The sequence below is a fragment of the Pseudomonas sp. FW306-02-D09B genome (assembly GCF_058782685.1).
In genome coordinates, this window is record NZ_JBYSXY010000001.1 from 576,155 (window position 1) to 595,592 (window position 19,438).

The 19,438-nt window shown below is 60.9% G+C and carries 16 protein-coding genes; 4 read left to right on the forward strand and 12 right to left on the reverse strand.

From position 1 onward, the window contains the following. Nucleotides 1–11: 11 nt before the first annotated feature. Together sufB and AC3WK5_RS02745 are read right to left on the reverse strand one after the other, a co-directional pair. On the reverse strand, nucleotides 12–1,460 hold the full coding sequence (gene sufB / locus AC3WK5_RS02740) for a Fe-S cluster assembly protein SufB (RefSeq protein ID WP_103314617.1): 1,449 nt from the start codon (nucleotides 1,458–1,460) through the stop codon (nucleotides 12–14). Between the two features lie 89 nt (nucleotides 1,461–1,549). Continuing rightward, nucleotides 1,550–1,867 carry a Rieske (2Fe-2S) protein gene (locus tag AC3WK5_RS02745; protein WP_103314615.1) on the reverse strand — a complete coding sequence of 106 codons (318 nt, stop codon included), beginning with the start codon at nucleotides 1,865–1,867 and terminating at the stop codon, nucleotides 1,550–1,552. A gap of 213 nt (nucleotides 1,868–2,080) precedes the next feature. Here AC3WK5_RS02745 and AC3WK5_RS02750 point away from each other — a divergent pair, with 213 nt between their 5' ends. The 3 genes from AC3WK5_RS02750 to AC3WK5_RS02760 are packed head-to-tail and all read left to right on the forward strand — an operon-like array spanning nucleotide 2,081 to nucleotide 6,032. Continuing rightward, on the forward strand, nucleotides 2,081–3,454 hold the full coding sequence (locus tag AC3WK5_RS02750) for a glutamine synthetase family protein (protein ID WP_103314613.1): 1,374 nt from the start codon (nucleotides 2,081–2,083) through the stop codon (nucleotides 3,452–3,454). 22 nt (nucleotides 3,455–3,476) lie between these two features. After that, nucleotides 3,477–4,868, forward strand: a complete 1,392-nt coding sequence (locus AC3WK5_RS02755) for an aldehyde dehydrogenase family protein (protein ID WP_103314611.1) — start codon at nucleotides 3,477–3,479, stop codon at nucleotides 4,866–4,868. Nucleotides 4,869–4,871: 3 nt separating this feature from the next. Beyond that, nucleotides 4,872–6,032: an iron-containing alcohol dehydrogenase gene (locus tag AC3WK5_RS02760; protein WP_103314609.1), complete on the forward strand. Its 1,161-nt coding sequence runs from the start codon at nucleotides 4,872–4,874 to the stop codon at nucleotides 6,030–6,032. Nucleotides 6,033–6,122: 90 nt separating this feature from the next. Here AC3WK5_RS02760 and cls read toward each other — a convergent pair whose 3' ends face one another. Then, entirely contained in the window at nucleotides 6,123–7,517 is a 1,395-nt protein-coding gene (cls, locus tag AC3WK5_RS02765) for a cardiolipin synthase (RefSeq protein ID WP_103314607.1), read from the reverse strand. Nucleotides 7,518–7,736: 219 nt separating this feature from the next. On the opposite strand from cls, the gene AC3WK5_RS02770 reads away from it, so the two are divergent. After that, nucleotides 7,737–8,474: a Crp/Fnr family transcriptional regulator gene (locus tag AC3WK5_RS02770; RefSeq protein WP_103314605.1), complete on the forward strand. Its 738-nt coding sequence runs from the start codon at nucleotides 7,737–7,739 to the stop codon at nucleotides 8,472–8,474. On the opposite strand, the gene AC3WK5_RS02775 is transcribed toward AC3WK5_RS02770, so the two are convergent. The 9 genes from AC3WK5_RS02775 to AC3WK5_RS02815 form a co-directional block, all read right to left on the reverse strand. Then, on the reverse strand, nucleotides 8,475–8,936 hold the full coding sequence (locus tag AC3WK5_RS02775; protein WP_256585098.1) for a carboxypeptidase regulatory-like domain-containing protein: 462 nt from the start codon (nucleotides 8,934–8,936) through the stop codon (nucleotides 8,475–8,477). It lies immediately after the preceding gene. A gap of 247 nt (nucleotides 8,937–9,183) precedes the next feature. Beyond that, entirely contained in the window at nucleotides 9,184–9,744 is a 561-nt protein-coding gene (locus tag AC3WK5_RS02780; RefSeq protein WP_103314603.1) for a lipid-binding SYLF domain-containing protein, read from the reverse strand. A gap of 475 nt (nucleotides 9,745–10,219) precedes the next feature. Then, a complete protein-coding gene (locus AC3WK5_RS02785; protein ID WP_103314601.1) occupies nucleotides 10,220–10,942 on the reverse strand; it encodes an NAD(P)H-dependent oxidoreductase in 723 nt (240 codons plus the stop codon). Nucleotides 10,943–11,011: 69 nt separating this feature from the next. Then, nucleotides 11,012–12,427, reverse strand: coding sequence for an aldehyde dehydrogenase family protein (locus AC3WK5_RS02790; protein WP_103314599.1), 1,416 nt, complete (start codon nucleotides 12,425–12,427; stop codon nucleotides 11,012–11,014). Beyond that, a complete protein-coding gene (locus AC3WK5_RS02795; RefSeq protein ID WP_103314597.1) occupies nucleotides 12,420–13,610 on the reverse strand; it encodes a pyridoxal phosphate-dependent aminotransferase in 1,191 nt (396 codons plus the stop codon). Before AC3WK5_RS02795 ends, AC3WK5_RS02790 begins: the two co-directional genes overlap by 8 nt. A gap of 60 nt (nucleotides 13,611–13,670) precedes the next feature. Beyond that, nucleotides 13,671–15,278 (reverse strand): 5-guanidino-2-oxopentanoate decarboxylase, encoded by a 1,608-nt coding sequence (locus tag AC3WK5_RS02800; RefSeq protein WP_103314595.1) that lies wholly within the window; start codon nucleotides 15,276–15,278, stop codon nucleotides 13,671–13,673. 10 nt (nucleotides 15,279–15,288) lie between these two features. Then, nucleotides 15,289–17,388 (reverse strand): acetate--CoA ligase family protein, encoded by a 2,100-nt coding sequence (locus AC3WK5_RS02805; protein WP_103314593.1) that lies wholly within the window; start codon nucleotides 17,386–17,388, stop codon nucleotides 15,289–15,291. Between the two features lie 18 nt (nucleotides 17,389–17,406). Then, nucleotides 17,407–18,567, reverse strand: coding sequence for an acyl-CoA dehydrogenase family protein (locus AC3WK5_RS02810; RefSeq protein WP_103314592.1), 1,161 nt, complete (start codon nucleotides 18,565–18,567; stop codon nucleotides 17,407–17,409). A 45-nt stretch (nucleotides 18,568–18,612) separates the two neighbouring features. Further along, nucleotides 18,613–19,404 (reverse strand): enoyl-CoA hydratase/isomerase family protein, encoded by a 792-nt coding sequence (locus tag AC3WK5_RS02815; RefSeq protein WP_103314590.1) that lies wholly within the window; start codon nucleotides 19,402–19,404, stop codon nucleotides 18,613–18,615. Nucleotides 19,405–19,438 lie beyond the last annotated feature (34 nt).

A 19,438-nucleotide genomic window follows, 5' to 3' on the forward strand; every position in this document is an offset into this window, starting at 1 on the left:
CACCCCGGGCCTTAGCCCACGCAGCCCTCCAGGCTCACACCCAGCAGTTTCTGGGCTTCTACCGCGAACTCCATCGGCAGTTCCTTGAGCACTTCGCGACAGAAGCCGTTGACGATCATCGGCACCGCATCCTCCGCGCTGATGCCGCGCTGCCGGCAGTAAAACAGCTGCTCGTCGCTGATCTTCGACGTCGAGGCCTCATGCTCGACCTGGGCGCTGGGGTTTTTCACGTCGATATAAGGAAACGTATGCGCGCCACACTCGCTGCCCAATAGCAGCGAATCGCACTGCGTGTGGTTGCGAGCGCCGGTCGCGGCTTTCTGGATCTTCACCAGGCCGCGGTAGGTGTTCTGTCCATGACCGGCGGATATTCCCTTGGACAGAATGGTGCTGCGCGTATGCCGGCCGATGTGGATCATCTTGGTGCCGGTGTCCGCCTGTTGGTGATTGGCCGTCAGGGCGACTGAATAGAACTCGCCGACCGAATAATCGCCCTGGAGAATCACTCCCGGGTATTTCCAGGTGATAGCGGAGCCGGTTTCAACCTGCGTCCAGGAGATCTTCGAGTGTGCGCCTGCGCACTTGCCACGTTTGGTGACGAAATTGAAGATGCCGCCGCGTCCTTGGGCATCGCCGGGGTACCAATTCTGCACCGTGGCGTACTTGATCTGGGCGTTATCCAGCGCAACCAGCTCGACCACCGCCGCGTGCAACTGGTTATTGTCGCGCATCGGCGCGGTGCAGCCCTCGAGGTAGCTGACGTAGGCGCCCTCCTCTGCAATGATCAACGTGCGTTCGAACTGGCCGGTGTCCGCGGCGTTAATGCGGAAATAGGTCGAGAGCTCCATCGGGCAGCGCACGCCCTTGGGCACGTAGCAGAAGGAACCGTCGGAAAACACCGCCGAGTTCAATGTGGCGAAGAAGTTGTCGCTGTAGGGCACCACCGAACCGAGGTACTTGCGCACCAGTTCTGGATGGTTTTGCACGGCTTCGGAGAACGAGCAGAAGATCACCCCGACTTCGGCGAGTTTGTGCTTGAAGGTAGTCGCGACCGAGACCGAGTCGACCACCGCATCCACCGCAACGCCGGTCAGGCGTTCCTGCTCAGCGAGCGAGATGCCAAGCTTGCCAAACATCTCGCGCAGCTCGGGATCGACCTCGTCAAGACTGCCGGGCCCTGGCGTTTTCGGCTTCGGCGCCGAGTAATAGATGATGTCCTGGTAGTCGATGGGCGCGTAATGGACGTTCTGCCAGGAGGGCTCGCGCATCGTCAGCCAGTGGCGATAGGCCTTCAGGCGCCAGTCGAGCAGCCACTGCGGCTCGTTCTTCTTCGTCGAGATCAGGCGAATGAGGTCTTCGTTGAGCCCGCGCGGGGCCGCGTCGCTCTCAAAATCAGAGACAAAGCCGTACTTGTAGGCCCGGTTGCTGAGTTCGCGGATCCTCGAATTGTCAGTGCTCATCGCGGATGCCTCCTGCTGTTGGCAGGACGATGTGATCGTTTAACTATACTCCTTCCCTGTTCCTTACGACCCGAGCTAGCCCCTGGCGTTCAAACATCCGACGATTGCCGTAACAGGATGTCGTTTCCGTCTACCCGGACCTCGAACTGTTCGACCTGGTAAGCCGGTTCGGTGAGGCACTCGCCGCTGGTCACGTCGAATTCGTAGGCGTGGACCGGGCAAATCACCACGGTGTCGCACAGGATTCCGTCCCCCAGCGAACCGTCTTCGTGCGGGCAGGTGTTGTGGATGGCGAAGTACTGGCCATCGACGTTGAACAGCGCGACCGGCGTGCCCCCAAGGTTCACGGTTATGCCGTTACCCGGTTCGACATCCCCCACGCAGGCGACCTTGACGAACTCACTCATAGTGCCACTCCCTCTTGAGTGTCATTTTAGCTGCTGGATCTGCTGCCGACTCGTCGGGAACCAATCACCGAGACTTGCGTCCGGCAGCAGTAGGCTAAGCTTTCAGCAGCTCATTGCTCACGATGCTCGCGCCTGCAGGTTTTGGTTTTTTCTGAAGAGCGTCTGCAACAGCTATTTCAGACAGGCCCAAACCATTCACGCAGGACTGACGTGATGACCGAGCCCCTTCTCAGCTTCGAAGAACTGAAACTCGCCGCTAGCGCAGGCGATATCGATACCGTGCTGGTCTGCATGGTCGATATGCAGGGGCGACTGGTCGGCAAGCGATTCCAGGTCGAGTTTTTCATCGACAGCGGCCATGAAGAAACCCACTGCTGCAATTACCTGCTGGCTGATGACATCGACATGGAACCGGTGCCGGGTTACGCCGCCGCCAGCTGGAGCAAAGGCTATGGCGATTTCGTGCTCAAACCCGACATGGCCACCTTGCGCCGCGTGCCGTGGCTGGAATGCACGGCGCTGGTGCTCTGCGACGTGCTTGATCACCACCACCGGCGGGACTTGCCCCATAGCCCACGGGCAATCCTGAAAAAGCAGATCGAGCGACTCCGTGAGCGCGGCTACAGCGGCATGTTTGCCTCTGAGCTGGAGTTCTATCTGTTTGACGAGAGTTACGAGGCCATCCACGAGCGCAATTACCACAAGCCGAAAACTGCCGGCCACTACATCGAGGATTACAACATCCTCCAGACCACCCGCGAGGAGCCGGTGCTGCGGGCGATTCGCAAGCATCTGCAGGCATCCGGCATTCCCGTGGAAAACTCCAAGGGTGAATGGGGCCCGGGCCAGGAAGAAATCAACGTCCGTTATGCCGATGCCCTGACCATGGCCGACCAGCACGTGATCATCAAGCACGCCTGCAAAGAAATCGCGCAATTGCAGGGCAAGGCGATCACGTTCATGGCCAAGTGGCGCTATGACGCCGCCGGTTCCAGTAGCCATATCCACAACTCGTTGTGGGACAAGAATGGCAAGAAGCCGCTGTTTTTCGACCCCAAGGCCGAGTTTGGCATGTCGACGCTGATGCGTGCCTGGGTGGCCGGGCAGCTCAAATACGCCAACGACATCACTTGTTTTCTTGCGCCTTACATCAATTCGTACAAGCGCTTTCAGGCCGGCACTTTCGCACCGACCCGGGCGATATGGAGCCGGGACAATCGCACCGCAGGTTTTCGTTTGTGCGCCGAAGGCAGCAAATCCATCCGTATCGAATGCCGCATCGGCGGCGCCGACCTCAACCCTTATCTGGCCTTCGCCGCGTTGATCGCCGCAGGCCTGGCCGGTATCGACGAGCAGCTCAGCCTGGCGCCACCCTTTGAAGGCGATGCCTACCTCGACGAACACTTGCCGGAAGTTTCGAAGACCCTGCGCGAAGCCTGCGCCGCGCTCAAGGCCTCGAGCATGTTGCGCGAGGCGTTCGGTGACGAAGTGGTCGACCACTACGTGCACACCGCCGAATGGGAGCAGAAAGAGTACGACCGACGGATAACCGACTGGGAACTGCAGCGCGGCTTTGAGCGCTATTGAGCAATCGATTATTGAGGCAGCCATGACGACGATGATTCAACTCATCTCCCCGGTCGATGGCCGGGTCTACGCCGAACGCCACTGCGCCGATGCGGCGCAGATCGAGCAGGCTCTGACGGCTGCTGCAGCCGCCCAGGCGTTATGGAAGCGCCGGCCACTGAGCGAACGCGCCGCTTTTTGCAGCGCCGCCGTGGACGCGATGTTGGCCATGAAAGACGAAATAGTCCCGGAACTGGCCTGGCAAATGGGCCGCCCGGTACGCTTTGGTGCCGGCGAGCTGCGTGGTTTCGAAGAGCGTGCGCGCCATATGATCGCCATCGCACCTGAAGCCTTGGCTGCGGTCGAACCTGCGCCTGTCGCGGGGTTTCGACGCCAGATCAAACGCGAACCGCTGGGTACGGTGCTGGTTATCGCTCCGTGGAATTACCCCTACCTGACGGCGGTGAATACGATTATTCCGGCGCTGATGGCCGGCAACAGCGTCATCCTCAAACACGCCTCGCAAACGCTGCTGGTCGGCGAACGTTTCGCCGAGGCCTTTCGCCGCGCCAACCTGCCCGAAGGGCTGTTCCATAACCTGCTGCTCAATCACACCTATACCGCGGCGATCATTGCCTCGGGACGGGTGCAGCAAGTGAACTTCACCGGTTCGGTCGAAGCCGGCAAAGCCATCGAAATCGCCGCCTCCGGGCTCTTCCTTGGTATCGGGCTGGAGCTCGGCGGAAAAGACCCGGCCTACGTCCGCGCAGACGCCAACCTTGAGCATGCCGTGGAAAACCTGGTGGACGGCAGCTTCTTCAACTCCGGGCAAAGCTGTTGCGCCGTCGAACGCATTTATGTCGATCAAACAATTTACCCGGCATTTGTCGAGCGCTTTGCCGCCCTGACCCGCCAATACGTGCTGGGCAACCCGCTGGACGATGCCACCACCCTCGGCCCGTTGGTCAATCCGGGAGCTGCGGAGTTCGTGCGCGGGCAGATCGCCGAAGCGCTGGCAAAAGGTGCAAAAGCACTGATCGATCCAAAGGCTTTTCCAGCGGACGTGCCCGGCAGCGCCTACCTCGCGCCGCAGGTGTTAGTCGATGTCAGCCATCACATGTCGGTGATGCGCGAAGAAAGCTTTGGTCCGGTGGTCGGCATCATGCCGGTTGCCAGTGACGACGAAGCCATCGCCTTGATGAACGACAGTGAGTTCGGGCTCAGCGCTTCCATCTGGACCACCGACCTCGCCGCCGCCGAACGCATCGGCGACGAGATCGCCACCGGCAGCGTCTTCATGAACCGCTGCGATTACCTGGACCCGGCGCTGGCCTGGACCGGGGTGAAAAACAGCGGGCGCGGCGTAACGCTGTCGCGCATCGGTTACGAACACCTGACCCGAGCCAAATCCTTCCATTTGCGCCATGAGATCTAAGCCATGAGCCTGACTGCGAACTGGAACTACCCCACGAGCATCCACTTCGGTGTTGGCCGTATCGCCGAGCTGGCCGACACCTGCCGCAGCCAAGGTATCCAGCGACCGTTGCTGGTCACTGACAGTGGCCTGGCGCGCGCGCCGATCACCACTGCGGCGCTGGAATCCCTACGCGCCGCCGGCCTCGGCGTAGCGCTGTTTTGCGACCTCAAGCCGAATCCGGTCGAGGCCAACCTGGCGGGAGGGCTCGACGCCTGGCGCGCCGGCAAGCACGATGGCGTGGTCGCCTTTGGCGGTGGCAGCGGGCTGGATATGGGCAAGCTGATCGCCTTCATGAGCGGCCAGACCCGGCCGGTGTGGGATTTCGAAGACATCGGCGACTACTGGACCCGCGCCGACGAAAGCAGCATCGCCCCGATCATTGCAGTACCGACCACCGCGGGTACGGGCTCCGAGGTCGGTCGTGCGGCGGTGATCATCGACGAGCGCACGCACACCAAACGGATCATCTTCCACCCGAAAATGATGCCGCGGGTGGTCATAAGCGACCCGGCGCTCACCGTCGGCATGCCGGCAAAAGTTACTGCCGGCACCGGGATGGATGCCTTTGCCCATTGCCTGGAGTCGTACTGCGCCCCCGGTTTTCACCCCATGGCCGAAGGGATTGCGGTAGAAGGCATGCGCCTGGTAGCCAATGCGCTGGTACGGGCAGTACGCACTCCCTCCGACCTTGAGGCGCGTGCGGAAATGCTCGCCGCCGCCGCGATGGGTGCAACTGCCTTCCAGAAAGGCTTGGGCGGGATGCACGCGCTCGCGCATCCGGTGGGCGCCCTGTACGACACCCATCACGGCATGACCAACGCCACGTTCATGCCCTATGTGTTGAAATTCAATCGCCCAGCCATCGAGGAGCGCATCACCCGCCTGGCGGCATATCTGCGTCTGCCGACCCCAGGCTTCGACAGTTTTCTGGCCTTCGTCCTCAAGTTGCGCAAGGACATCGGCGTGCCGCATACGCTGTTTGAGCTGGGAGTGGATGATCGGCAGGCCGAGCTGATCGCCGACATGGCGATTGTCGACCCCTGCGCCGGCGGTAACCCGCTGCCCTTGACCCGCAATGGCGCGATGGAGATTTTCGAAGCGGCGTATCACGGCCGGCTCTAGGGCCAATGCCTGTCAGTTAAGGTGCAGAACCTGTGGGACCAAGCCCGCTCCCACATGAATTTCGCTCGGCTCAAAGTCCTAGGGGTTGCCTCACAGCCAGTACTCCCAGAGGTGCGCAAACTGCTCCTTGGCTCTTACGTCAAGGGAACGACGCTGCCACTTCTCAAGCGTAATTTCGTTCGACTTCAGCAGGTCCGCAAGGAACGCCGCGCGCATTTTCTCGCCGAATCCGCTGCCCAGTACCACAACGTTGACTTCCTGGTTGTGCAGAAAACTCCGCCAATCAAGATTGGTAGAGCCGACCGTGGACCAGACGCCATCGATCACTGCAGTTTTGACGTGCAGCAAGGCATCGCGGCGTTCGTAGAGCTTGACGCCGGCCTCCAACAGCTCGGTGTAGTGCCTGCGGCCAGCGTTGAATACCAGCCAGGAATCAGTGCTGCTGGGCAGCAGCAGCTTCACATCGACGCCGCGTGCCACTGCGTTCTTGAGCTCCGTCAGCAACTGCGGATCGGGCACGAAGTAGGCGTTAGTCAGCCAGATTTCGGTTTGCGCACTGCGCAGCGCCGAAATCAGCGTGGCGTAGATCAGGCTGTAGGGTTCGTCTGGCGAGCTGCCGATGGCACGTACGACCTCGTGGCCTTTGCGTTCGGTTTGCGGGAAGTAATGACGTGCCGCAAGCGGCTTGCCTTTCTGCTTTTGCCACGTCTCGATAAACAGCTTTTGCAGTTCGGCCACGGCCGGCCCTTCAACCCGCAGGTCAGTGTCGCGCCAAGGCAACTTGCCGCCGGGCCTGACTTTGGAGTTCAGGCTGAACGAGTTGCCTGAATGGACACTGCTCACGTTGATACCGCCGAGGAAGGCAACGCGGCCATCAACGATCAGTAGCTTACGATGATCCCGCTGGTTCACTTGCCACCCAGCCTTGGCGGTCGCGGGATTGACCGGATTGAATTCCAGCACATTGAGGCCTGCGGCGGTCAGGCGGGTAAAAAAAGCCGAAGGTGTGCTGAGGGTACCAACGCTGTCCCGGATCAGATTGACCTGCACCCCAGCCGCCTGTTTGGCAATCAGCGCTGCAGCAAAGCGCTCGCCGACTTCATCGTCGTCAAAAATGTAACTCTCGATATTGATGTGATCACGCGCGCTGCCAATCGCAGAGATCATTGATTGGTAGGTAGTCGGACCGTTCTGTAACAGTTCGACCGTGTTGCCGTCCGTCAGCGGGCTGCCGACGATGGCCTCCTCGATCGCCATATGCAGGTCGAAGATGTTCGTCTGGACGCCATTGGCCTTCAAACGGTCAATAACGGCCTTGCTGCGTTCGGCTGACAGCGGTCCATGCGTACTGTCGATCTTCACAGAGGCCGGATTGGTGTAGGCCATATCGGGAACGATGGTGGGCAACGAACCACACGCCACCAGCAGTGCCAGGCTCAGCACTGTCAGAGTTCGCAGCAAAATCCGCATTGAAAACAGGTTCATGCAGCCTCCGCCCGAAACTGAAGGGATGCGCAGTAAATGTGCACAGTTTCGGTGCGATAACGCTCTTAAATCTAGACTCTGCACCGCAGCCCTGCGGCTTTTTTATCGCTGACAGCGGGTTCGAATGCGAGCAGTAATACCGACAGACGGTTAAGCGCGGTCATGTACACAGCACGCCATGGATTAATCTGTAGATATCGGGAATCTCAACTTCGGACGATGGCTGACATGCTTGATGCTCCCAAGCCACAACACAACCATCTTCTGGCGGCCCTTCCCCCGCAAGCGCTGGAACGCTTGTTGCCCAGCCTCGAACTAATCGACCTGCCACTCGGCAAGGTGCTCTTCGAATCAGGAGAAGCCCTGCGACACGTCTACTTCCCTACTGACTCCATCGTGTCCCTGCTGTACGTGATGGAAAACGGCGCATCGGCGGAAATTTCAGTGGTCGGCAATGAAGGCCTGATCGGCATCGCCGTCTTCATGGGCGGCGAAAGCACGCCAAGCCGGGCGATTGTGCAGAGTGCAGGAAATGCTTTCCGGTTGCCTGGCCAGCGACTCAAGGACGAGTTCGATCGCCACGGGGAAATGCTCGAGTTGATGTTGCGCTACACCCAGGCATTGATCACGCAGATCGCCCAGACGGCGGTGTGCAACCGGCACCATTCCATTGACCAACAGTTGTGCCGCTGGCTGCTGGTGTCCCTCGATCGACTGCAAGACAATCAACTGACCATGACCCAGGAATTGATCGCCAATATGCTCGGCGTACGCCGCGAAGGCGTGACCGATGCCGCCGGCAAGCTGCAACGGATGGGGGTCATCGAATACAGCCGTGGCCACATCACGGTGCTGGACAGGGCCGCACTCGAGCAGTTGAGCTGCGAGTGCTATGCCGTGGTCAGAAAGGAAACCGAGCGCCTGCTGCCTTACGTTCCATTTCAGCCGACTCGCTGATTATTCATTCCAATGCAAGTTCAGCGTTCCGATGGACTTACCATCAAGTGCAATGGTGTGGCGCTCTTCATGGCCATTGAAACTGGCAATGACCAGGTATTTGTTTGCCGGTAACTGGACGTAAACGATCGGGCCGACCTGACTCAACGACAACAGGGGGTTACCTTTTTCGCTTTGGATCACCACGTCGACATTGCTTTGGTACTGATTTTCCTTACCTGTTGAAAAGGTTATGTGAAGGTTGTAGCCCTGAGTCTTGAGCAAGGCCTCTGACTCATCCAGGCCGATACCGCCTGATACATAGTGGATGCCGTTCTGTTCCTGCGGATTCAGCCGTACGACCGACAGGTCGGCCGATTCTTCGGTGGCGGCATACGGCACCACGGGCGACAAACCCAGAAACAGGGCTAATGCGATTCTAGAAAGCGCCAGTGAATGACTGAACATCATGATGGTTTTCATATTTTCTCCGGTAAAAGGCCAGCAATCCTCTGCCTGACACCCAGATTGCGCGCTGTGACCGGACGGGGTCTGTGCGCTAGAGCACCGATACCCGTTTGTTTGATGAACAGGCTAATGGCAAAAAAATGCTCATTAACGAACGGGGATGCAGATGCAGCCACGCAATCGACGGCGAATTGCCAATATGGAAGTCCGGGAGAGACTGCCTGGGCAGTCTCTCTAACCCGGTTGATCGATCACCAAGGGCTTATCGCTTGATCAGCGAAATCTTGGTGCCTTCAATGCTGACGCCCGCCATCAGGCCTTCCTGGTCAAAGACAAACGCATAGGCATCGTCCTTCAACGTCGAGCTCGACAGATTTTTCGCCAGCCCTTGGTCAACCAGAACGACGGTCGGACCTACGCCAATTTCCCAACCCTTGGTTTTGTGCACATAGTCGATGGCCTTGTCAGTCATCAGGAACACGGCATAAGCATAGGCTTGGGCACCGGCCTGCAAGCCCCATGAGCCGGTCACGGTGTTGTAGTAATTTTCTACTTTTGAGCCTTTGAACATGACCCCTTCACCATAACTGCCACCAAATACCAGGCCTGCCTTGATAACTTTAGGGAACACCAGCACCGCCTTGGCAGTGCGCGACATGGTCTCGGCCACCGGATTGGTTTTGTAGAGGATTTGCAAGGCATGCCGGGAATCCTGGTCCAAATCCTGGGCCGTTGCGGCGCTTGCCATATTGAGCAAACCTGTTGAAGCCAGCGACAGGGTGGTGAGAGCGATAAACAGAAGTGAGCGTAATGAGCTTGTCATGGCCGTACTCCGATATCAGCGATATACACGACGCGGCGAGTCAATAATCATCAGGATTCGCCGCACCCGGCTTTCCGTCAGATTGAAGTAGCGACCGGGCAATGTCTGTTCGGTGGCGCACACTGCCTGCTGCTGAAACGGTTCAATCGTGGCGTAGCGAGTTGATGAGGCGAACATCACCCCACAACTGTGGGAGGGTCAACGCAGCCCGTAGCAGCTGTCGAGCCTGCGAGGCTGCGTTCGGCTCGGTCCGCGCTCGGGCGAAGCAGTCGTAAATCCAGGTATCTCGGTCTTCCACGCATACCGCGTCGGTTGGCTTTGCGAGGACTAAGTCCTCGAACGCAGCCTCGCAGGCTCGGCAGCTGCTACGACGGTTACGCCAGCCTTCATCTGTGTCAGTCGAGGGCTACGCGGCCTTGCGATAATGGACTGACACAAATTGATCGTTCCCACGCAGAGCATGGGAACGATCAGGTTAAGCCTCGGTAGCGGCCGGCTTATACAGTGGATACAGCTGTTCATCGAACTGCGACAGCCGCGGAAATTCCAGCGATTGTTCATCGCCAAGGTGCTCCAGGCGCAGGCGATAATCTTCCAGGAATGCCTGGCGCGCTTCATCGCTGATGTATGGCACATGCCAGGCCACGAACGGTTCCAGCACCTCAAACCCGACGTAGGCCAGCGTGCCGCGCAGGATCGGCCGCAGCATGTCCTGCAGCGGGCCGTGAATCGCGTCGTCACCAAACATATGCTCACGACCACCCAACGTTACGCTCACCAGAGCCTTCTTGCCGCTCAACCCGCCCTGATCGTAAAAACGCTTGCCGCCGTAGCAGACACCGGACACCAGCACCCGGTCGATCCAGCCCTTGAGCATGGCCGGGGCAGAGAACCAGAAAATCGGGAAGTTGAGGATCAGCAAGTCCGCCCACAGCAGTTTGTCGAGTTCCGACTGGATATCCGCCGCCAGCGACTGGCTCTTCACGCCCAGACGTTGCTCCAGCGCATAGACCAGATACTCCGGGTTCTCCCGTGAGGAAAAGTCATTGCTGCTTGCCACCGGGTTCCAGTTCATCGCGTACAGGTCACTGACCTGAACCTCATGCCCTTGGGCTTCAAGGGTCGCGACAGCCTGGTCACGCAGCGCAGCGGTAAAGGATTTCGGCTCTGGATGGGCGTGGACGATCAGTACTTTCATGGCAATTCCTTGGACGTTTGCACGCTGTGTGTTTGAAGGCAGTAAAGGGTACGTGGACTCATCGCGAGATCACACCTGGATCGCCTTCACTTCGACGAACTCGTTGAGCCCTTCTTCCCCCCATTCGCGACCGTTACCGGACTGTTTGTAGCCACCGAACGGTGCCTGATAGTTGAACGCTGCGCCATTCAAGAAACACTGGCCCGCACGCAATTGCCGGGCGAGTTGCAAGGCGCGGTCAGGACTGCCGGCCCAAACACCGCTAGACAGACCGAACGGCGAGTCGTTGGCGATTTGAATCGCCTGTGCGTCATCGGTGTAAGGAATCAGGCACAGCACCGGGCCGAAGATTTCTTCCTGAGCGATGCGCATCCGGTTGTCGACATCGGCGAACAGCGTCGGGCTGACGTAGTAACCACGCTCGAACGCTTGCGTCGTGTCGCCGCCACACACCAGCCGAGCGCCTTCCTGCTGACCGACCTGAATGTAATCACGCACAGTACGCCGTTGGGCCGCCGAACACATCGGGCCGAGAAAACTGTGCGGGTCGAGCGGATCGCCCATGCGCAAACTCAAGGTTTCTGCCAGCGCCAGCTCCACCGCCTCGGCGTAACGACTGGCCGGCAGCAACATGCGGGTCAACGCGGTGCAGGTCTGCCCGGAGTTGATCATCACGTCCTGCACGCCGTAGCGCACGGCGGCGGCCAGATCCGCGTCCTCGGCAATCAGCAGCGGCGACTTGCCGCCCAGCTCCAGGCAAACGCGTTTCACCGACGGTGCCGCCGCTTGCGCCACCCGCACACCGGCGCCGGTGGAACCGGTGAACGACACCATGTCGACGTCCGGGTGTTTGGCCAGTGCTTCACCAACCTTCGAACCCGGCCCGCTGACCAGGTTGAACACCCCGGGCGGCAAGCCGATGGCCTCGATCATCTGCGCCAGTAAAAACGCGTGCAGCGGGGTTTCCTGACTCGGCTTGACCACCACAGTGCAACCGGCGGCCAGGGCTGGTGCGAGCTTGCCGATCAGTTGATGCAGCGGGTAGTTCCATGGATTGATGAAGGCGCAGACGCCCACCGGTTCGCGAATGACCAGCGAATTGCCGACCTCGCGCACTTCATCCATCAAGCCGGCGAGTTCGACGTATTGCTCCAACCCGATGATTGGCCCGTCCACCTGAACCGAACGGCACCATTGCACCGGCATCCCCAGCTCGGCGGTAATGACCGCCGCCATTTCGTCGGCCCGTGCGCGCAACTGCTCGGCGAGGGCGCGGATGTAGTGGGCGCGTACGCTGGATGGTGTCCGCGACCAAGTACTGAAAGCCCGACGTGCTGCGGCCACGGCGTTCTCGACATCGCGCTCATCACCCAACGGCACCGAACCTGCCACTTCCTCAGTGGCCGGGTTGATCACCTCGGCGATGCCCTGCCCCGACGGCGTTTGCCAGCGGCCATCAATAAACAGCGCGGTGTGGTTATGCATGGACTTGGGCCTCCATCAGTTCACTGGCACACCGGGCGATCCGCTGGCAGGCGTCGCGCAACGGTTCCGCCCCCACCACCAACCCCAAACGAATATGCCCGGCGGCACTCGGGCCGAACGCTTCACCGGCCAGCACCGACACGCCATGTCGGTCGAGCAAACGATCGGCGAACGCCTGGGCGCTGAGCCCGGTTTCGCGAATGTCGACCATCACGAACATCCCGCCATCCGGCTTCAACGGGCGCACACCTGAGCAGCCAGCCAAGGATTCACAGACCAGATCACGGCGCTGGCGATAGGCGTCGCGCATGGCGGCCAGCTCCGGCAAGTTGCTTTCCAGCGCCACGACGGCGGCGTCCTGAACGAAGTCCGGCGAGCCGTAAAGCATGCACAGCGCAAGGTTTTCCAGATGCGCCGCGAGGGATGGCGGCGCCACCACCCAGCCGACGCGCCAGCCGGTCATGGCGTGGGATTTCGACAGGCTGTTGAGCGTCGCGGTGCGCTCGGCCATGCCCGGCAAACTGGCCGGGCTGATGTGTTCGCCCTCGAACAGTAACTCGCTGTAGACCTCATCGGAAATCAGCCACAGATCATGGGCGATGCACAGTTCAGCCAGCGCCTGCCAGGTGGTGCGCGGCAAACTCGCGCCCGAAGGGTTGTGCGGGCTGTTCAGCGCCAGCGCCCGAGTGCGCGGGGTGATGCGGGCGGCAACGTCTTCAGGTAGTACCCGAAAACCGTTCTCGGAACGCACTGGCACCGGGACTACCACAGCGCCGCAAGCACCGAACACCGCTTCATAAGTGACGTACATCGGTTCGGCGACAATCACTTCATCGCCTGGGTTGAGCACGCACTGGGCGACGCTGAACAGCGCACATTGCGCCCCGGCCAGCACCGTGACCTGATCGGCCGAAACCGGTTGGCCGCTGCGTTGCTGGTGGCGCTTGGCGATGCTTTCACGCAGTGCGCGTTTGCCACGCACTTCGGCGTAGTGAGTGTTACCGGACAACAGGCTGTCGATAGCCGCCTGCACGATCGGCACCGGCGTATCGAAATCCGGGTCGCCCACTGACAGCAGCAGAATGTCTTCGCCCTGTTCTTGCAGCGCCAGTGCGCGGTAATGAATGTCCCAGGCGGCGGCGCCGTCACCGGCAATACGTTGAGTCAGATCGGAAAAGCGCATGGCCCCATCCCCTTTTAAAAAAGCCCCGAAACAGTGTTTGAAAGCAACAGTGTTTGAAAGTCAGCGCGCGCACGCATGCTCGAGTTCAATCAGGGTCACGCCGTTGCGTTTGAAGCCGTGGCGCAAATCGGTTTGCAGCTCAGCCAGACTCTGCGGCTGGCTCACGCTGCAACCAAAGGCCCGGCCAAGGGCGGCGAAGTCCGGGTTGCGCGGCAGCACGCCAATCGGCTCGATATCCAGCCCGAGCATGTCGTCGCGAATCTGCCCCAGCGCGTCGTTGTTCCACAGCAGCACCACCAGCGGGCTGTCCAGCTCCTCGACGGCAGTCGCCAGTTCCTGCGCGGTGTAGAGAAAACCGCCGTCGCCAACCAGCACCAGCCCCGGCCGTTGCGGCGCACCGAACTTGGCACCGATGCCCGCCGGCAAGCCATAGCCCAAGGTGCCGTAGCCGGTCGGATGCAGCCAACTGCGCGGCGCCAGGCTGTTGAAGGCGTAGTTGCCGGTGTAAGCCAGTTGGGTCATGTCGGTGCTGATGAACGCGTTGTCCGGCAGCTCGGCGGCGATACGCTCTAGAATTGCCTGATGAATCGACTGCAACGGACCGTGGCCGGCCTGCACCGCTTCTCGCAAAGCAGCGACTGCCGCTATCGGCGCGCTGGCATCGCGCGTGGCGGGCGACAGACGTTCCAGCAACGCTGCGAGGGTTTGTTGCGCATCGCCGTGCAACGCCACCGCGCATGGATAAAAGTCGTTGAACTTGCGCGGGTCGATGTCTACGCGCAGCAGTTCGGCCTTCAGTGGCAGACGCTCGCGCCAGAAATCGGTGTCGGCCATTTCGGTGCCGACTGCCAGCACCACGTCGGCTTCGGCGATCAGTTGCCAACCCGGCTCTACGCACAAGGTCGAGCCGGCATTGAGCGGTGCATCCGGCGGCAACAAGCCTTTGCCAGCGACACTGGTGAAAAACGGCGCCGCCAGCCGGGTGCTGAGGCTCTGAAGTTCCTGCGCAGCGTTCAGTGCGCCACCACCGGCAATGATCATCGGTCGCTTGGCCGTCTGCAGCTTGGCCACGGCTTGCTCCAGCGCAGTGGCTGCGGGCACGCCGCGTCCGGGGCGACGCACCACTTCATGGCTCCAGTCTCGGGTCACTTGCGCCGACAACACGTCCAACGGCACCGAAATATGTACCGGGCGTGGCCGTTCGCTGTCGAATACCGCGTAGGCACGGGCGATCAGCTCGGGCAGGTCCTCGGTGCTCAGCGCCACCGCCGAGAATGCGGTGATCGGCGCTGTCATGGCGCGCTGGTCCTGGGTTTCGTGCAGGCAACCCCAACCCTTGCCGAGGCTGGCAGTGTGGTTGACGCTGGAAATCACCAGCATCGGAATCGAGTCGGCATAAGCCTGGCCGATGCCGGTCGCGGCGTTGGTCACGCCGGGGCCGGTGATGATGAAGCACACGCCGGGTTTGCCGCTGACCCGCGCATAACCATCGGCCATGAAACTGGCGCCTTGCTCGTGGCGGGTCAACACGTGGCGAATGCCGCTGCCGGGCAGGCCGCGATACAGCTCCAGGGTGTGTACCCCGGGAATCCCGAATACGGTGTCGACACCGTAGTTGGCCAGCAGGCGTACCAGGGCCTGGCCGCCGGTCAAAGTTGTGGTTTGCATGTTCATATCCTCACTTGTGGCCGAGGCGAATCAACGCATCGACCGCTGTCGTGCCGTGGGCACCGACCAGCAATGGGTTCACATCGAGTTCCAGCAACTGTCCGGCGTTTTCGCAGGCGTAATCGGCCACGGCACGAATCGCCGCCACCAATGCGTCCAGATCTGCCGCTTCACGACCGCGAAAGCCTTGCAGCAACGCGGCACTGCGCAGGCTCAACAACGCTCTGCGAATCGCACCATCGGTGGTCGGCAGCAGCAGGCTGCGGCTGTCCTTGAGCAACTCCACCAAAATTCCGCCAGCACCGATCACCAAGGCCAGGCCAAAGTCGTTTTCACGTTTGATGCCGACAATCAGTTCGGCCAATGGCGGTGTGGCCATGGGCTCCAGCAGCACCCGATCGAACGGCACATTCGGTGCGTAATCGGCAATGCTCGCGCGCATCTTTTCCAGCGCGGCACTCAGGGCCGCGCCATCCTTGAGGTTGAGCGCCACGGCACCGGCTTCGGTTTTGTGCGGCAATTGCGCGCTGAGCGCCTTCAGCACCAACGGGTAACCCAGCGCATTGGCGTCATTCAGCGCCTGGTCCGGGATGCTTAACACGCCGTTTGGAGTCGGCAGACCAAATGCACGTAGGGCCTGTTTGGAGTCCCACTCATTGAGCAACTGGCCTTCACCGTCCAGCGCCTGCGGACACAGCGGCACCAGCGCCGATTCACCAAGGGCCAGCAACGCCTGGCGATTGCGCTGATAACCGGCGATTCGGCCCCACGCCTCCAGCCCATCTTCCACACCTTGCAACGCCGCCACGCCTTGAGCGTGCAACCGCTCGCGGGCACTGGTCGGTAGCAGTTCGGGAAAGGCCGAGGTGACGAAACCGGTCTTGCCGTGACGGACCAACGCCTGGCAGTACAGCTCAAGCAGCAAGTCGCACTCTTTGCGCTCGCCGGTGAACTCCGCCGGATAGTCCAGCACCAGCATCGCCGCATCGGCTTCAGTGCGCAGGGCACTGTCGAGCATGTGGTTCAAGGCATCGCCGTCACCCCAGATTGCGGTGGTGAAATCCAGCGGATTGACCAGGTTGGCGTAGCTCGGCAACACCTGCGCCAGCTCATCGGTTTGACGCTCATCAAGCTTAGGCAGGCTCAGCTCATTGCGTTCGGCGTAGTCGGCAATCAGCCCGGCATCGCCGCCCGAACAGGCCAGCGCAATCAGGCTGTTGCCCGCCGGCAGCTTGCCGCACGCCGCAGCCTTGAGGGTTTCGACGAAACTCACCGGACCGCTGACGCGAATCACCCCAAGCCGTGCAAACAGGCTGTCGTACAGCGCATCGGAGCCCGACAGCGAGCTGGTGTGACTGAGGGCCAGTTCGGCGCCGATCTGCGACACGCCGGTTTTCAAGGCGATGATCGGAATGCCCTTCTCCAGCGCCTTGTGCGCCGCGCGGGCGAAACCCGGAACGTTTTTCAACCCTTCCAGGTGCAAGCCAATGGCGGTGACCCGAGGTTCGTCGAGCAGCACGTCCATCAACTCGGCAATACCCAGTTGCGCCTGATTGCCGACCGAGGCCATGTAGGCCACCGGCAACGAACGGTCGCTCATCGACAGGTTGTAAGCGAAGTTGCCGCTCTGGGTCAGCACCGCAACGCCCTGCTCCACCGGTTTACCGCCGTGGGCCACCGGCCACAACGCCGAACTGTGCAGATAATCGAGCAAGCCGTAGCAGTTCGGCCCGAGCAAAGCCATGTTGCCAGCAACCTTGAGCAACTGTTGTTGCAATGCCTGACCTTCGGCGCCGGTCTCGGCAAAACCCGAGGCATAGCAAATCACCCCGCCCGCACCTTTGGCAGCTAGTTCGGCGACGCAGGTCAGGGTCAATTCACGGTTGGTCGCGACGAACACCGCGTCCGGGCCGCACGGCAGTTCGGCGATGCTGCGCACACACGGCACGCCTTCAAGGCTTTCATGTTGCGGGTTAACCAGCCACAGTTGCCCAAGGTAGCCACCTTCAGCGCAACGCTTAAGGGCCCGAGCCATGCTGCGGCCACCGACAAACGCCAGATGGCGCGGCGCGAGCAGGCGTTTGAGGTTGTCACGAATCGTCTGGGACATGGGTATTCTCCGGGGCGATCAGCGCAACAGCGGCCGCAGCAGTTCGCGGGAAATGATGTGGCGCTGGATTTCCGAAGTGCCCTCCCAGATCCGCTCGATCCGCGCGTTACGCCAGATCCGCTCCACCGGTCCTTCATCCATCAGGCCCATGCCACCAAAAATCTGCACCGCCTCATCGGCCGCCCGACCGAGCACTTCACTGGCGAACAGCTTGGCCATTCCGGCCTCGCCATCGGTCATCGTGCCTTGATCCATCTTCCACGCCGTGTGCAAGGTCAGCAGTTCAGCCGCGCGGATCTGCGTGGCCATGTCGGCCAACTTGAACGACACACCCTGATAGGTGCCGATCGGCTGGCCAAATTGCTTGCGATCCGCCGCCCATTGCAATGACACGTCTAGTGCGCGCTGAGCCTGGCCCACGCAGTTGGCGGCGACCATCACCCGCCCGGCCGTCAGCCAGGCGTTGGCGACTTCCCAACCCTTGCCGACTTCGCCGAGTACTTTGGAGGCCGGTACGCGGCAATCGTCGAAGAACATTTCAAAGGTGTGATAACCGCGGTTGCTCACGCACTTCGGTCCACGGCGAATGGTCATGCCCGGGGTATTGCGATCCACCAGGAACGAGGTCACGGCGTTGCGCTTGCGGCCATTGTGTTCGTAGGTGTCGGTGACCGCGAAAACGATGGCGAAATCGGCGTGCCCGGCGTGGCTGATGAAGTGCTTGCTGCCGTTCAGCACGAAGTCATCACCGTCACGCACCGCGCGGGTCTTGATCGCGTTGGCATCGGAACCGGCACCCGGTTCGGTCAGCGCGAAGCAGTCGATCTTCTCGCCCTGGATGCACGGCAACAGGTAATCGTCGACCTGCTGGCCGGTGCAGGCCATGAGGATTTTCGACGGCCGTGCGACAAACACATGCAGCGCCCAGGAAACCTTGGACAGCTCCCGTTCGATCAGCGCCTGTGACAGGTAATCAAGGCCGCCACCGCCGACTTCTTCAGGCATGTTGAAGGCATAGAAGCCCGCCGCGATGGCCTTGCCGCGAATCTGTGCCGCCAGCTCCGGAGAGACTTCGTCGGCGCGATCGACCGCTTCCTCGTGGGGCAGCAATTCCTTGGCGACAAAGCTGCGGACCGCATCCACCAACATTTCTTGTTCTTGGGTCAGTTGGAAATTCATGGTGTTACCTGTTGTTCGTTCACTGAATAGATGAGCTGCGCGGGCCTACTTGCCGACAAACTGTGGCGGACGCTTTTCCATCGCCGCGCGCAACGCTTCGGCGCCGTCTTCGCTACGACCGCAGAGCAAACCCGCCGCCAGTTCGGCTTGCAGTTGCTCCGGCAGGCTGCGCTGGGCGCCTTCGCGCATGAGTTTCTTGGTCTGGGCGAACGCGAAGGTCGGGCCGTTGGCCAGGCGCGTGGCCAATTCACTGGCAGCGCCGAGCAGTTGTTCGTCAGCGCAGACTTCGCTGACCAGCCCCGCTGCCAAGGCGCGATCGGCGCCCCACAATTCGTCGAGAAACAGCAGGCGTTTGGCTTGTTCGGTGCCGATCAGTCGTGGCAGATGCCAGCTGGCACCGGCGTCCGGCGAATACGCCATGCTGGTGTAGCCGGCCTTGAACCGCGCCGATTGCCCGGCGATGCGCAGGTCGCAGCACAGCGTCAGGTCCATCCCGGCGCCGACGGCGGTGCCGTTGATCGCTGCGATGGTCGGCTTGTCCAGGCTGTACAGCCGGCTCATCAGCGCGTGGGCGGTTTCGGTCCAGCCGTAACTTTCCAGCGCGCCACGGGCTTCGGCTTCAGCCCATTCGGCGAGGTCGGCGCCGGCGCAGAAACTGCGGCCGCTGCCGGTCAATACAACGACCCGAACGGCCGGATCGGCATTGAAGCCATCGAGCAAGGTGTGAAGATTTTTCAGGGTTGGAATGTCCAGCGCATTGCGCTGAGCGGTGCGATTGAGGGTGATCCAGGCAACGCCCGCTTCGACCTGACTGAGCAGAGAAGATTGAATAGTCATGCGAGTCCTCGAATTATTGTGTTTGGCATGAGGT